Here is a 13943-nt window from a genome sequence, read left to right as displayed (position 1 = left end):
GGGTCGAATTGTCCGATGGTGATGCTCGGCGGATCGGGTTGCGAGCTCAGGGGTTTGGGGTGGCCAGGCCGGCGCGGGTGGATCGGCGGCGGGTCCGGAAGCTGGTGGCTTCGCTCGGCGCGGTTCAGCTGGATGCGGTCAATGTGTTGGTGCGGTCGCACTATCTGACGGTGTATTCGCGGCTCGGGCCTTATCCGCGCAGGTTGCTGGATGAGCAGCTTGATCCAGATCGCGCGGTCTTCGAGTACTGGGGTCATGCGGCGTCGCTGCTTCCGGTCGAGTTCCAACCGGCGTTGCGCTGGCGGATGACGTCGTACGCCGAGCACAAGAACTGGCTGGCGTTCCGGGAGCGAGTGGAGCGCGAACGGCCCGGCTATCTCGCGGCGGTCGAGCGGGAGGTGGCCGAGCGTGGGCCGATCCGGTTCGGCGAGCTGAGCGATCCGGCCCGGCGCGATCGGTCGGACACGAAGTACGCCGCTTCGAGCGTGCTGTGGGAGAGGTTCTCGGACGGCAAGTCGGTGCTCGAGGGGTTGTTCAACGCCGGGCGGGTGTCCGCGGCCGGACGTCGCGGCTTCGAGCGGCTGTTCGACCTGACCGAGCGGGTCATCCCGGCGGAGATCCTGGCATTGCCGACGCCGCCGGTCGAGGAAGCGCAGCGGTTCCTGGTCCAGCACGCCGTACGGGCGCTCGGCGTCGCCAGTGCACGCGATGTCGCCGACTACTTCCGGCTGCCGGCCGTCGTCACGCGGGCTCGATTGCGCGAGTTGGTCGACGGCGGTGAGCTGCGGCCGGCCGCCGTACACGGCTGGAATGAGCCGGCGTATCTGGATCCGGGCGCTGACACGCGTCCGGTGGAGGCGCGGGCGCTGCTGTCGCCGTTCGATTCGTTGCTGTGGGAGCGGAGCCGGGTCGAGCGGCTCTTCGGTTTCCGGCACAGCTTCGAGCTGTACGTGAAGCCCGCCAAGCGCGAGTACGGCTACTACGTCCTTCCGTTCCTCCTGGGCGACAACCTGGTCGCCCGAGTCGACCTGTCCGCCGACCGCACCCAAGGCACCCTACGAGTCCTCGGCGCGTACGCCGAACCCTCGGTCAACCCCAAGACGATCGCCGCCGACCTGACCACCGAGCTCAACACCCTCGCCACCTGGCTCGACCTGGAGAAGACCACGGTCACACCTCGAGGCAACCTCGCCCCACACCTGTGACGATCACGCCTCGAGGAGCCGCTTGAGGCGCTTGAGGTCCTTCTGGTTGGCACGCCGCATGGCAGCGGACAGGAACGGAGCCGCGACACCCGCGAACCCGGAAGGTTCGCCGCGGTTGCGGAGGCTCATCCGGGTCGCAGCGTCGCCGGCCGCCGTCCACTCGTAACTGGTCTCCATCGGGAACGGCCCCTGTGCGGTGCGCATCACCAGGCGCTCGCGCGGCACCAGTTCCACCACCTCGTAGGTGTAGGCGAGGCGCCGGCCAAGGAAATGGGCGACAAAGTCCATCCGGGACCCGGCCGCGACCGGCGGTGCGGTCCGCCACTCGACGGACTCGATGTTCGTGTACCACTGCGGTGCGTTGGTCGGATCCCCGACGTACGCCGCGACCTGCTCGAGCGGCCGGTCGATCACGATCTCGGTCAGTACGTCGACAGCCATGCCGGAATCATCTCGCGGCAGCGGCTGGTCCGGCGATGTCTTGGCCTGCCACGGACAGTCGCCGGGGCTGCACGGAAAATCAGGTCGATCCGGCGGGAGTTTGCGCTGCGACAGTAAGGATATGAGCACGCTGTCGGACGCCGAGCTCCTGCGGAACATCGCCGCGGGTGACGAGGCGGCGCTGCGGCAGCTCTACGAAAGGCATGCCGGCTGGTTGCTGCTGCGGTTGAACCGGCGCTGCGGCAGCCAGGATCTCGTGGCCGGGGCGTTGCAGGACACGTTCGTCGCGGTCTGGCAGTCGGCCGGACGGTTCCGCGGCGAGGGTGAGGTAGCGGCCTGGCTCTGGGGGATCTCGATCCGGCGTCTGATCTCCGCGCTGCGCGGTCACCCGGCCGCGGATCCGCTCGGCGATGACGTCGTCGGCGCCGCCGTACCGGTCGTCAACAGCGCCGAGGACGAGTTGCTCCGCGGAGTCGAGTACGGCGATGTCGGCCGCGCACTGCGGACACTCCCGCCCGAACTCCGCGCCACCCTGCAGGCGACCGTGATCGACGGGCTGACCACCAAGGAGGCAGCCGTGCTGCTCGGCATACCCCAAGGAACCGTGAAGAGCCGGCTGCGCGTGGCCAAGAGCCGGCTGCGGGACCAGTTGATGCCCGGGAGGACCTCATGACCTGGCACCTCGGTCCTGAACTGCTGGACCGCTACAGCGACGGCGACCTGGACCTCGCCCGTCAGTCCGCGGTCGAGACACACCTGCTTGCCTGCGCGGACTGCCGTCAGCTGACGTCGGCGAAGGCTCCGCAGGACTTGCTGACCGACATCTGGCAAGGCGTGCAGATCGCGACCGCGCGGCCGCGGATGCCGTGGCCGCTCCGACTGCTGCGGAAGCTCGGCCTCGCCGAGACCGATGCGGTGATTCTCAGCGCGTCCAGCTCGCTCTACCGGCCGTGGCTGCTGTCGCTCGTCGGCGCGTTCGTCATCGGTGTCGGCGGGACCATGATGCCGGCCACCGAGCAGCGTTCCCTCTACCTGCTGTTCGCCCCGTTGCTACCGGCAATCACTGTCGCGGCCGCGTACGACGCCACCGACCCGATCCGTGAACTCGCCGCGGCGACGCCGTTCAGCAAGTTGCGAATCGCCTTGCTGCGAACGGCAACCGTCGTCGCGATCGCGCTGCCCGTCGTACTGCTCGCCGGACTCGCCTTGCCGTTCGTCGGCGCCGACGCCTTCGCCTGGCTGCTTCCGTCACTGACCCTCACCTTGCTCGCGCTCACTCTGCTGACGTGGTGGACCGCGTCCGTCACGGCCTGGGTCGTCGCCGTCCTCTGGCTGACGGTGGTCGGGATCCTGCGGTCCGCGCAGCAGCTCAGCGCGGTCGACACCCCCTTCGCTCAACTGGCCTTCGCTGTCGCAGCCCTCCTGGCGCTGGCCGCTCTCGCCATCCGGCTCACTACACACCACGCACCAGGAGGCTACGCATGAGTCCCCAGATCGCCGTCCTCGACGGCGTCACCAAGTCGTACGGCGGTGCCGAAGTACTGCACCGCACCGACCTCGGCTTCGACCGGGGCGTGATCGGACTGCTCGGCCCGAACGGTGCCGGCAAGTCGACCATGCTCCGCCTGCTGGCCACCGCCATGCCGCCGACCTCCGGCCGGATCGTCGTCAGCGATCACGTGGTGACCGACGGGTCGCCCGACCGTACGGCGGCCCGTCGCCGGCTCAGCTACCTACCGCAGGAAGTCGGCATCCCGCGCCGGATGACCAGCTTCGCCTTCCTCGACTACATCGCCGTACTCAAGGAATGGAAGGACACCGGCGCCAGGCATCGCGAGGTCAACCGTGTCCTCGGCCTGGTCGGGCTGGAGGACCGCCGGACCAAGCGCGTGTCGGCGCTGTCGGGTGGGCAACGGCGGCGGCTCGCACTCGCCCAGGCGTTGATGGGCGACCCCGACCTGGTCGTGCTCGACGAGCCGACGACCGGTCTCGACCCGGAGCAACGGGCCTCGCTGCGCGGCATCCTCTCGTCGTACGCCGATCGAGGCGCCGTACTGCTCGCGACGCATCAGACCGAGGACGTGTCGGCGTTGTGCGACCGGGTGATCATCCTCGACGACGGGCGGATCCGGTTCGACGGATCGGTGGCGTCGCTGATCGGGCTGGCCGACGGGCAGGTCTGGATCGGTTCCGAGGTGAACGCCGGCGCATTGTCGTCCTGGCGCACCGGGACCGGCGAGATTCGCTCGCTCGGTGGCGTGCCCGCGGCCGGCAGTCGTCCGGCCGAGCCCGCGGTCGAGGACGCGTACCTGCTCGTTCGGAGCGCGAACCTGATCGGACAGCCGCGATGAGTACCGCCGTGGTCGTCGCCAGACCGTCGTCGATGCTCGGCCAGATCGCCCGCAAGGAGATCGCCCGGTACGCCGCGCACCCGCTGTTCCTGGTCGGTGCCGCACTCGTCGTACTGACTTCGATCGGCAAGCCGGACGGGAACATCTCCTCCCTCGGCGACGTGATCGCGCCGGCCGCTGGATTGGGCGTGATCGGACTCCTCGTGATGGCGTCGCTGACCCGGTCCTCGGACCAGATCGCGTCGGCCGCCGGTGCGGTCGTCGTGGGTGAGCGCACTCGGACGCTAGGCCTCGTCTGCGCGTTGATCGTGCCGTTCGCGGCCGGTCTGTGCTGGCTCGGCTGGGCGATCTGGGCGTACCAGCACTGGCCGCCGCCGCCCAACGGCGCACCGTTCGGCGGCGTCAGCGACGGCTGGGCCGTGGCGAACCTGGTCGCGCTCGGCCTGATCCCGTCCATCGGCGGACCGGTGCTCGGGCTGGTGATCGGACGGTGGTTGCCGCGTCGCGGTGCCGCGCCGCTGTTCGCCGTAGTGCTCGTCGCCGAAACGATCGTGATGCAAGGGTTGTTCGAGCCGCTGCGCTACCTCCGGTTGGTTGCTCCGTGGACCTACTTCACCGGTCCGTACGGCATCCCCGGTGACGACATGCGGATCATGATCCTGACCGGGTCGCCGTACTGGTACTGCGTGTATCTGGTGGTGCTGTGCGGGCTCGGCGTCGTACTCGCGCTGCTGCACGATCGTGAGCGTCCGCGCGGCCCGCTCTTCGTGGTCCTCGGTGTGATCGTGGCGGTGGCCGTGGTGACCGCCGTACTCGCGATCACCACCGGAGTGCAGGAAGCCATGATCAACCCGTTGCCGTCAGGGCAATGATCCGGTACGCCGCCCGCGCCGTTCCCTGGGGACTCCAGGGAACCGGCGCGGGCCTCATGATCGGGCTGCTCCTGCTGGTGGAGCGCTGGCCGTACATGTTGTGGCCGTTGCAGGGGATCGCCGTTGGGTTGCTCGCGGCAACAGTTGTCTGGTGCTACCCGGAGCCGGCCGCGGCACTTGTCGACACGTTGCCGCGGGGTCTGTTCTGGCGTACGACGGCCCGTTCGGCCGGTGCGGTCGCGGTGGTGCTGCTGTGGCTGATCGCCGTACGAGAGACTCGGGTGGGGTACTTCGGTCATGCGATGGACGTGGCCTGGCAGGGGATCGCGCTGGTGGTTGCCGCGGCCGGATTCGTTACCTGGCAGCGTTCCCGCGGTTCCGACGGCCCGGCGCGAGCGGTGTCGGCCGCGATCGTGGGGATCGCGACCTGCATCGCCCTGGCCCGGCCGTTCGCGAACGTCGTACCGATCTTTCCTTACACAGCAGGCGATGACTGGTCGACCAGCCGGGTGCTCTGGTCCTCGCTGCCTGTGCTGGTGTTGATCTGCGCTAGAGTCCCAGCTCGGTCAGCCCGGGGTGGTCGTCGGGGCGAGGCCCCGGAGCGTCCCAGTGGAAGAGCCGGTCGGACTCGTTGATGGCCTGGTCGTTGATGCTGGCCCGGCGTACTCGCATCAAGCCGAACTCGTCGAACTCCCAGTTCTCGTTGCCGTGGCTGCGGAACCACTGCCCGTCGGCGTTGTGGCACTCGTACACGAAGCGCACCGCGATCCGGTGACCGGTGTACGCCCACAGTTCCTTGATCAGGCGGTAGTCGAGCTCGCGCTGCCACTTCTGGGTCAGGAACCCGACCACCTCGTCACGCCCGTTGACGAACACGTCCCGGTTACGCCACCTCGTGTCGGTGGTGTACGCGAGCGACACGGCCTCGGGATTACGCAGATTCCAGGCGTTCTCCGCGGCCCGCACCTTCTGGATCGCGGTCTCCTCGCTGAACGGCGGCAGTGGTGGTCGGCTACTCATCAGCCCTCCTCGGTCGGGAACCCATCGAGGACAGTATCCAAGACCCCCGCGAAGAGCTGCTTGGGCTCTCAGTCCGGTAGGGGGAGTCCGCCGGGGGTTTTGGTGTAGCCGAGTTGTTCGATGACGCGGCCGTCGCTGACCCGCGTCACGTTCACGCCGAGGACGGACTCGGCGTCGGTGGGGCCGAAGCGGTAGCGCCAGCGCACGGCCGCCCAATCGCCGGACGAGAACACGTGCTGGACTTCGAAGGTGGTCGACTCGTCGTCCATCAGTTCGCCCCAGAACGCCACGCACGCATCCTTCCCGACGAACGCCGCGCCGTCGGGAGCGGGCTGGGCCGCGACCATCACGCAGTCGTCGTGCACGAGGGCGGCCATCGCGTCCTTGTCGCGGAGCCGGAACGCAGTGTTGAAGCGGTCAATGGTGTCAGCGGTGCCGGTCATCTCATCCTCCTGGAAAGTAGAACAGTTGGTCTACTTCTAACCGTAGTAGACTGAATGGTCTATCGTCAAGGACAGGATCAGGATCGGCAGATGACGCCCAGGACCTCGCCCGGACCCCGGGAACGACTTCTCGCGGCCGGACAGCAACTCTTCTACTCCCAAGGCGCCTCGGTCGGAGTGGATGCGCTGCTCAAGGAGGCGAACGTCGCCCGCAGGTCGCTCTACGAGCATTTCGGCGACAAGGACGGCTTGATCGCGGCGGTTCTGCACCGCGCCTCCGCGGAGGACCTTGCCTGGTACGAGAACGCGTTGGCCGGCGCCACCGAACCGCGAGCCCGGCTGCTCGGGCTCTTCGATCGGCTCGACGAACTCGTCGCGACCCCGGACTTCCGCGGCTGCCGGTACTTCGCGACCGACCTTTCCTTCGCGGACCCCGCTCACCCGGCCCATGCGGAGACCGACGCCTTCCGGCGGAGCCTTCACGCCCTCCTCGTGCGAGAACTCGAGGCCATGGGTCATGCCCACCCGGAACGCGCCGCAGAGCAACTACATCTGCTGATCGAGGGGACCTTGGTGGTGGGGGCCACCCAGGACGGTCACCATCCCGGTCGCGCCGCGCGCGACCTGGCAGCCGTCGTTCTCGACTGACGAGAGGTTCACGAGACGGCCGGCTCCGGAAAACGGGAGCTGTGTGGGGGGCTCAACCGTGCAGACGAAGTCGACCGTCCCTTAGTACCGATTGTGGACTACAAAGTGCCGAAATCCTACGTATTCGAGCGTTTGAAGGTTGTCGTGGTGTCGCATGGGAACGGTCCGGGCCCGCTGCGTGGCTGAACGGTCCCAGACCTCGAAGCAACCAGACCCCCGAGAAGCCCGGGTGCCTCTAGCCTTCCGGTACCCGATCGACCGGGGCGGATGCACGCCGGGAGTTGTCGATCAGCGTGTGCGCGTTCAACGACTCTCCGGCCTGGGCTGCTGCGTAGAGTGCCGCGCCGACCACGGGGGAGTACAGCGGCGTACGCAGGTCGTAGGCCTGGCTCTGTGCGGCCAGCGCATTCGCGAACGGCTGCAGCACCTCGGGCGCCGTGAGTACGCCGCCTGAGTAGGAGACCGGGACCGTCTCCGCCGGAGTGAAGTCCAGGCGTGAGCGCGTAGTTTCCACGAGCCGCACCAGTTCGGTTGCTGCGTCACCAACGATTCGCGCGCCCTCCACATCACCCAGCCCGGCAGCCCGGACGATCGGCCGGGACAGTGCGGCCACTTTCCGCCGGCTGCCTCGCCAGCGATTGAGTACGACGTCGAGTAGGTCGAGATCGGACGTCAGTTCGAGCTCCTCCCGCAGTACGGCGAGCAGCGGCCCCGGCGGCAGTCTCCCGTCACTCATCTGTGCGAACGCGCGCAATCCCTGGACGCCGATCCAGTAGCCCGAACCCTCGTCGCCGAACAGTTCGCCCCAACCACCGACGCGGACCCCGTTGCCGCCGTACCGGCCGTAGGTCATCGACCCGGTCCCGCTGATCACGTTGATGCCGTCAGCAAGTCCGAGCGAACCGGCCCAGGCGCAGACCATGTCGTTGCCACAGCTGTAGCGATCGTGTCCGAGAGCGGTTCGCGGTGCGGCGTCGAGCAGCGGTACGTCGGCGCTCACCTCGCCGTACGCCGGCAGTCCGAAGAACGCTGACGTGATGGCCGCCGGCTCGATCCCGGCACTGGCGCAGATCCGGGGGACCGCCTCGGCCAGGACCCGCTTCACCAGCGAGACGCCTTCTCCTTCGGCCGAGTCGAGGTAGTAGCAACTCGGTGCGTCGGCGGTGGCCAGGACTTCGCCATCACCGGTCACCAGGCACAGCGCCGTCCCCGATCCGCCGCCGTCGACGCCCAAGAAGATCGTCACGGCCGCAGGGGGTGGATGGTCACGCCCTGAACGACGCGGTTGACCTCGCCGTCGGGGAACGGATTGTCCGGTGTCCGGCCGAGTGCCACGGAGAATCGCAACGCGAGCAGTTGAGCGATGACCACGAACGGCAGCGTCAGTACTGCGTCGTCGACGTCGGCCACCCCATCGATCTGCCAGGACTCTGCATCATCGGACTGCGCGCTGACGGCCAGTACGTTCTCGGCTCCGATGGCTGCACGGAGTTCCTGGACGATGTCCTCGTCGTACCGGCGGGTATAGCCGTCGTTGGAAAGGTAGACGACAGCAAGGGTCCCGTCCTTGAGGACTGCCTTCGGCCCGTGCCGGAAGCCGAGTGGCGTGTCGTAGTAGCTGATCACCTTGCCCGCGGTGAGTTCGAGAAGCTTCAACGCCGATTCCCTGGCCAATCCGCCCAGCGAACCGCTGCCGAGGTAGACGATCCGGTCGTAGGATCGACCGGTCAACCCAGCCAGCTCGTCCGGACGGCCGAGAACCTGCTCAGCCGCTGCGGCCAGCCGCTCGGCGAGCCGCGGATCCTGGTCCGGTGCCAGTGCGAGCCAGGCGGTCAACAGCATCGAGGTGAAGCTCGACGTCATCGCGAAACCGCGGTCATTGGTTGCCGACGGCATCAACAGGCCCAGAGAGGATTCGGACCCGCTGTGCTCGCGGGCCAACTGGCCCTCGGGGTTGCAGGTGATCACCAACTGGTGCACGGATGTGAGGCACGTCGCGGCCAACTGGGTGGCCGCGACACTCTCCGGACTGTCGCCGGAGCGAGCGAAGGAGACGAGGAGCGTAGGCACATCCTCGGCGAACATCTCCCGCGGATTCGACACGATGTCGGTCGTCGCCACAGCCTCGACCCGGCGCCGAAGCGTCCGGGCCAGCGCGGGAGCCAGCACCTCCCCGGCGAACGCCGACGTCCCGGCGCCCGTCAGCACGATACGTAGGTCAGGCAGCGCGAACAGTGGCTCGAGAAACGCGGCGACCTCGTCCGACCTGGCGGCCAGAGTCTCAGCGGCCTGACGCCAAACCGCCGGCTGCTGGACGATCTCGCGGTAGGTGGTGAGTGCGGCCAGCCCGTCCGCAGTGGTCGGTGCGCCGGTCACCTGGCCGACTCCATCTCGGCGAATCGGTCCAGCAGCGGCCCATGTGCCTTGATGGCGTCGTCCAGGATCCCGGTCGCGACGTCAAGCCGTCCGACGAGCGGATCGAGTACCAGCGCCTGCAGCGCGAGCGCCCGGTCGCCGGTCACGGCGGCGCGAACCGTGATCTCCTGCTGCTGAGCCCGTGCGGTCAGTACGGCGGCGATCCCGTCCGGCAACGCTCCGACGCCAAGCCCGGTGATCCCTGCGGCGCCGACCACGGCCGGCACCTCGACGACGGCGGTCGGCGGCAGGTTGGGAATCTTGCCCTCGTTCGGCAGGTTCACCGCGAGCTCCACGTGTTCGTTGCCGCTGACAATGGCTTCGGCGATCGCCACCAGCCGCTCGGCCTCCTGATTGTCGGTCCGCGGCAGCGGTGCCTTCCCGTCGGCCTGGGCGTGGAGGAGCTCCCAGAGATCGTCCTTCTCGCCGATGTACTCCATCGTCGCGTCCCGTCCACCCTGCAATCCCCAGGGCAGGCGAGTCGCGTCGGCCGGGCTGCCGTCCTCGGCCCGCAGGTACCAGCCGAAGAACTCGGAGACGTGCCGATCACCGGGCGCCGGATAGAGCCCGAACGTCCGCATGAGATCCGCCGAGACCGGAAGATGAACACCTTCCTCCCGCGTCGAGGGGGCGTCCACGCCGCCGGCACGCTCAGTCACGCGCTGACGCAGCAGGGGATACAGATCCTCGGTGCCCCTGCGTACGTCGAGCAGCCAGCACAGATGGTTGAGGCCCGCGAACACGGCGTTCACCTCGCCACGCGGTACGTCGAGGTCGGCGGCCAGCTTGGACAGCGTGTGCATGGTCCCGTGGCACAGGCCGACGGCTTTCACGCCGGTCTGGAGTGTGATCGCGCGGACGTTGGCGGTCAGCGGATTCGAGTAGTTGATCAGCTGTGCCTGAGGTGCCAGCTCGGCGACATCGGTTGCTATGGCCACCAGTTCGGGCACGTGCCGGAGCGCCCGCAGTACGCCGCCCGGCCCGACGCTGTCGCCCACTGTCTGGGCGATGCCGTAGCGGGCCGGCACCTCGATGTCGGCGCGCCAGCCCGCGGCTGCTCCGACGGCGATCGTCGTAGTGACGAATCGCGCACCTGGCAACGCTTCCCGGCGGTCGACGTGCGGGACGAACTCGAGCTCGGCACCTCGCTCGGCGGCGATCCGGCGACCAACTTTGGCCATGGTCTCGGCGGCTTCGCCGTTCAGGTCGACCAGATGGACGGTCCAGCCGTCGAAGGTGCGGGACGAGGCGAGATCGGTCATCAGGCCGGGGGTGAACACGGTGCTGCCCGCGCCGATCAGGACGAAGGACTTCTCGGTCAAGGACTTCTCCTTCGGGAGCGTGGATCGATCACTTGGTGCTGCCGGCCAGCAGGCCGTTGACGATGTAGCGGTTGAAGGCCAGCGCCAGGAGCGCCGGGACGATGATCGCCAGTACTCCGGCCGCGTTCAGCAGTGTCGACGGTACGACGTGCCGTCCCTGGAGAGAGGCGATGACGACGGTCAGTGGCTGCGTGGACAGGTCGCTGGACAGCACCAGCGGGAAGAGGAACTGACCCCAGGCGAACAGGAAGGTGATCAGGGCGGTGGAGATGATGCCCGGTCGCGCCAACGGCAGCAGCAGGTGCCAGAGCACTTGGAGCCGGCGAGCGCCATCGACCAGCCCGGCCTCCTCGATCCCGACGGGCAGACTGGCGAAGTAGTTGTGCAGGATCCACGTCGCCAGCGGCAGGAACCCCGAGACGTAGACGAGCACGATGCCGGTATAGGTGTTCACGAGTCCGAACGTGCTCATGATCCGGTACAGCGGGATCAACGTCGTGTACGCCGGGAACGCCATCGTCGCCAGAACCGCGTAGAACAAGACGTTCCGGCCGCGGAACCGCATCCGGGCGAACGCGTACCCGGCCAGCGTCGCGAGCAGAACGGTCACGATGGTCGCCGCGCCGCACTCGACCACGATGTTCACCGCGGACTGCCGGATCTGCGCCGGGACGTCACTGTCACCGGTCAGCAGCGTTGCATAGTTGTCCAGCGTGGCATTCGTGGGTAGGTAGTGCGCGGGCTTCGCCCGTGCGTCCGCCTCCGTCTGCAGGCTGGTCTTGATCGCCCAGTAGATCGGCACCAGGGACCAGATCAGAATCGCCGCGACCCCGAAACCGCGAGCGCCGGTACGTCGTTTCACAGCTCGACCCTCCGGTAGACGAGGCGGACCACGACCAGCGAGATCAGCAGCGTGACGATGGTGATCAGCAGGGACAACGCGTACCCCTGTCCGAAGTCGAGATCCTGGAAGCTGATGAAATACGTCTGCATGGTGACCGAGGCACCGGTGTTCGCCGCACCGTTCAGGACGTACGGCTGATCGAAGACGTTGAGCGTGGCAATGACCGCCTGCACCATGGTGACCGCGATACCCGGCCGGGCCAGTGGCAGCGTGATCCGCCGGAACGCCGACCACGACGTACAGCCGTCGATCTGGGCCGCCTCGTACAGCTCGCCCGGAATGAGTTGCAGGACGGCCAGGATCAGCAGCACCGAGAGTGGCGCGATCTGCCAGACCTGGACGAGTTCGATGAGCGTGATCGTGAGCAGCCGGTTCTGGCCGAGCAGTACGGCGTTCCCGTCGCTGAGATGGAGTGACGACAACACGCTGTTGATCAAACCCGCGTTGGGATCGAAGATCCCGGTCCACAGGATGCCCTCGACCACCCCGGGCATGGCCCACGGCAGGATCAGGATGGCGATCACCAGACTGCGGCCGCGGAACGGCTTCTGCAGGACCACTGCTGCGCCGATGCCGATGACGGTGGACAGCGTCACGCCGATCACGACGTACAGCGCGGTGTTGCCGATGCTGCCGATGACTGCCGGGGAATGCCAGAGCCGGGTGAAGTTGCCGAACCCGTCGAACCGGGTCGGCGGATCGAGGGCGTCGACCTTGAAGAACGACTGCACCACGGTGAACACGGCCGGCACCAGGGCCAGGCAGGCGATGAAGATCATCACCGGCGCGACCAGCAGGTACGGCAGCAGGTCGACGCGGGAACGGCGTACCGGTGCGACGCTGGTCGGGCCGGCCGGGGGACGCGGTGCTGCCCCCTCGGCCGCCAGCGGTTCGGTGGTCGAAGAGCTCACCGTCACGACCCGGATGCGAGCTGGTTCGCCGTGTCGCCGATCGTCTTGATCGCCTGCTCGACCGACATCGAACCGGTCGCGGCGGCGTGCAGGTTGGTGTAGACCGCGTTCGAGAACTTCGGGTACCACGACGGTGCGCCACCCTCGAAGACCGGCTTGGAACCCTTCAGCATCGGCTCGAGATCCTTGCCGCCGACCAAATTGCCCTTAGCAACCATCTGCTGGACAGCGGACAGGTGCGAGGGAATCGGGTACGTCGCGAAGGTCTTCTCCGGACCGTTCACCCCGGCGAAGTCGGCCTGCTGCTCGGTGGCCGTGAACCACTCGATGAACTTCGCGGCGGCGTTCGGGTACTTGGCTTCCTTGGGGATGCCGACGCCGTCCGGGTTGCTGAGGTTCGCGGCGGGCCCCGAGGCACCCGGCGTCGGCAGGTACTTCACCTTGCCGACGACCGACGACGACGCCTTGATGTTGTACAGCGTGCCGACGTTGCCGGAGTAGTCGGAGAAGGTGCTGGCCACCTGCCCCTTGGCCATCAGGTTCTGCTGGCCTTGCGAGTCGGTGACGTTGATGTTGCCGGGTGGGACGAGACCGGTCTTCAGCGCGTCCACCATCCACTGGGCCGCCTTGTAGCCGGGCGAGTCGGGGCTGGTGAACTGCGGTTTGCCGTCCTTGTCGAGCACCGTCCCGCCGAACGCGCCGGTGGTCTCGTACCAGTACGTCGACAACCCCTCGGCGGCCGCGAACGGGATGTTGAGCGGATGCTCGAGGACACCCTTGGCCTTGATCGTCTTGAGTGCCTCGGTGTACTCATCCATCGTCTTCGGCGCCGGATTCGCGCCGGCCTTCTGGAACAGCTCCGTGTTCACGGTCGTCACCATGAACGAGGCGTCGTACGGGACGCCGACCACATGACCGTCGACGGTGAACGAGGCGAGCTGCGGTACGTCGGCCTCCATCGCCTTGGTGTCGATGTAGGTGTCCATCGGGTAGAACCACTTGAGCTTGCCGAGTTGGCCGACCCGGGACCAGTCCACGTTGGTGGCGTCGGCGAAGTACGTCTTCGCGGTCGCGGCGGCGGAGATCTTGCTCTGCAGGCTGTCCCAGTCGATGTTCACCCAGTTGACCGTGATGCCGGTGTCCTTGGTGAACGCCGCCAGCGCGGCCTTCGGTGGTGGGTCCGAGGCGAGCGCGACGGTGATCGTCACTCCGCTGGTCTGGGTCGAACCCCCGCTGCTCTGCTTGTCTCCCGGCCCCGATCCGCTGCAGCCCGCAAGCACGAGGGCGAGGCTGGTGACCCCTGCCATCAGTGCCGCGTTCCACCGCGCTGTACCCATCCGACGTCCGGTCCTCAGCATGGTTTCTCCGTTGTGATCCCGGCCCTGGCCGAAGCGGCCGGCGTACGAGTGAG

16 protein-coding genes are annotated in these 13943 nt (G+C 67.7%); 7 read left to right on the top strand and 9 right to left on the bottom strand.

Annotation, left to right across the window (positions count from 1 at the left end):
* The first annotated feature begins 59 nt into the window (after positions 1-59).
* Complete coding sequence (locus tag E0H75_RS31100) at positions 60-1205, top strand: winged helix-turn-helix domain-containing protein (RefSeq protein ID WP_238163360.1); 1146 nt, start codon at positions 60-62, stop codon at positions 1203-1205.
* A gap of 3 nt (positions 1206-1208) precedes the next feature.
* On the opposite strand, the gene E0H75_RS31095 is transcribed toward E0H75_RS31100, so the two are convergent.
* Complete coding sequence (locus E0H75_RS31095) at positions 1209-1646, bottom strand: SRPBCC family protein (RefSeq protein WP_131517277.1); 438 nt, start codon at positions 1644-1646, stop codon at positions 1209-1211.
* Positions 1647-1767: 121 nt separating this feature from the next.
* On the opposite strand from E0H75_RS31095, the gene E0H75_RS31090 reads away from it, so the two are divergent.
* Genes E0H75_RS31090 through E0H75_RS31070 form a run of 5 tightly spaced genes read left to right on the top strand, consistent with a single transcriptional unit; the run spans position 1768 to position 5504 of the window.
* Positions 1768-2319 (top strand): RNA polymerase sigma factor, encoded by a 552-nt coding sequence (locus E0H75_RS31090; RefSeq protein ID WP_131517276.1) that lies wholly within the window; start codon positions 1768-1770, stop codon positions 2317-2319.
* Positions 2316-3131 (top strand): zf-HC2 domain-containing protein, encoded by an 816-nt coding sequence (locus E0H75_RS31085; RefSeq protein ID WP_131517275.1) that lies wholly within the window; start codon positions 2316-2318, stop codon positions 3129-3131. Before E0H75_RS31090 ends, E0H75_RS31085 begins: the two co-directional genes overlap by 4 nt.
* Positions 3128-3997: an ATP-binding cassette domain-containing protein gene (locus E0H75_RS31080; protein WP_131517274.1), complete on the top strand. Its 870-nt coding sequence runs from the start codon at positions 3128-3130 to the stop codon at positions 3995-3997. Before E0H75_RS31085 ends, E0H75_RS31080 begins: the two co-directional genes overlap by 4 nt.
* Positions 3994-4869, top strand: a complete 876-nt coding sequence (locus tag E0H75_RS31075; protein WP_131517273.1) for a hypothetical protein — start codon at positions 3994-3996, stop codon at positions 4867-4869. Before E0H75_RS31080 ends, E0H75_RS31075 begins: the two co-directional genes overlap by 4 nt.
* On the top strand, positions 4866-5504 hold the full coding sequence (locus tag E0H75_RS31070) for a hypothetical protein (protein WP_131517272.1): 639 nt from the start codon (positions 4866-4868) through the stop codon (positions 5502-5504). The genes E0H75_RS31075 and E0H75_RS31070 overlap by 4 nt, the downstream gene beginning before the upstream one ends.
* Here E0H75_RS31070 and E0H75_RS31065 read toward each other — a convergent pair.
* A complete protein-coding gene (locus E0H75_RS31065; protein WP_131517271.1) occupies positions 5419-5889 on the bottom strand; it encodes a nuclear transport factor 2 family protein in 471 nt (156 codons plus the stop codon). The two genes, E0H75_RS31070 and E0H75_RS31065, sit on opposite strands and share 86 nt — an antisense overlap.
* Before the next feature lie 68 nt (positions 5890-5957).
* Positions 5958-6332, bottom strand: a complete 375-nt coding sequence (locus tag E0H75_RS31060) for a nuclear transport factor 2 family protein (protein WP_131517270.1) — start codon at positions 6330-6332, stop codon at positions 5958-5960.
* Positions 6333-6422: 90 nt separating this feature from the next.
* On the opposite strand from E0H75_RS31060, the gene E0H75_RS31055 reads away from it, so the two are divergent.
* A complete protein-coding gene (locus tag E0H75_RS31055; RefSeq protein WP_131517269.1) occupies positions 6423-6980 on the top strand; it encodes a TetR/AcrR family transcriptional regulator in 558 nt (185 codons plus the stop codon).
* A gap of 235 nt (positions 6981-7215) precedes the next feature.
* On the opposite strand, the gene E0H75_RS31050 is transcribed toward E0H75_RS31055, so the two are convergent.
* Genes E0H75_RS31050 through E0H75_RS31025 form a run of 6 tightly spaced genes read right to left on the bottom strand, consistent with a single transcriptional unit; the run spans position 7216 to position 13869 of the window.
* The gene (locus E0H75_RS31050) at positions 7216-8226 is read right to left on the bottom strand and encodes an N-acetylglucosamine kinase (protein ID WP_202873259.1); all 1011 of its coding nucleotides are present in this window, start codon (positions 8224-8226) and stop codon (positions 7216-7218) included.
* Positions 8223-9356, bottom strand: coding sequence for an SIS domain-containing protein (locus E0H75_RS31045; protein WP_131517268.1), 1134 nt, complete (start codon positions 9354-9356; stop codon positions 8223-8225). The genes E0H75_RS31050 and E0H75_RS31045 overlap by 4 nt, the downstream gene beginning before the upstream one ends.
* A complete protein-coding gene (locus tag E0H75_RS31040) occupies positions 9353-10717 on the bottom strand; it encodes a family 4 glycosyl hydrolase (protein ID WP_131517267.1) in 1365 nt (454 codons plus the stop codon). The genes E0H75_RS31045 and E0H75_RS31040 overlap by 4 nt, the downstream gene beginning before the upstream one ends.
* A gap of 28 nt (positions 10718-10745) precedes the next feature.
* The gene (locus E0H75_RS31035; RefSeq protein ID WP_131362023.1) at positions 10746-11579 is read right to left on the bottom strand and encodes a carbohydrate ABC transporter permease; all 834 of its coding nucleotides are present in this window, start codon (positions 11577-11579) and stop codon (positions 10746-10748) included.
* Positions 11576-12532 (bottom strand): carbohydrate ABC transporter permease, encoded by a 957-nt coding sequence (locus tag E0H75_RS31030; RefSeq protein ID WP_131517266.1) that lies wholly within the window; start codon positions 12530-12532, stop codon positions 11576-11578. The genes E0H75_RS31035 and E0H75_RS31030 overlap by 4 nt, the downstream gene beginning before the upstream one ends.
* A gap of 2 nt (positions 12533-12534) precedes the next feature.
* Positions 12535-13869, bottom strand: coding sequence for an ABC transporter substrate-binding protein (locus tag E0H75_RS31025; protein ID WP_165554147.1), 1335 nt, complete (start codon positions 13867-13869; stop codon positions 12535-12537).
* Positions 13870-13943 lie beyond the last annotated feature (74 nt).

The sequence above is a fragment of the Kribbella capetownensis genome, assembly GCF_004331485.1.
Classification (GTDB): domain Bacteria; phylum Actinomycetota; class Actinomycetes; order Propionibacteriales; family Kribbellaceae; genus Kribbella; species Kribbella capetownensis.
Note: the sequence above shows the minus strand (reverse complement) of the source record. Positions and strands in the feature narration are given on the sequence as shown.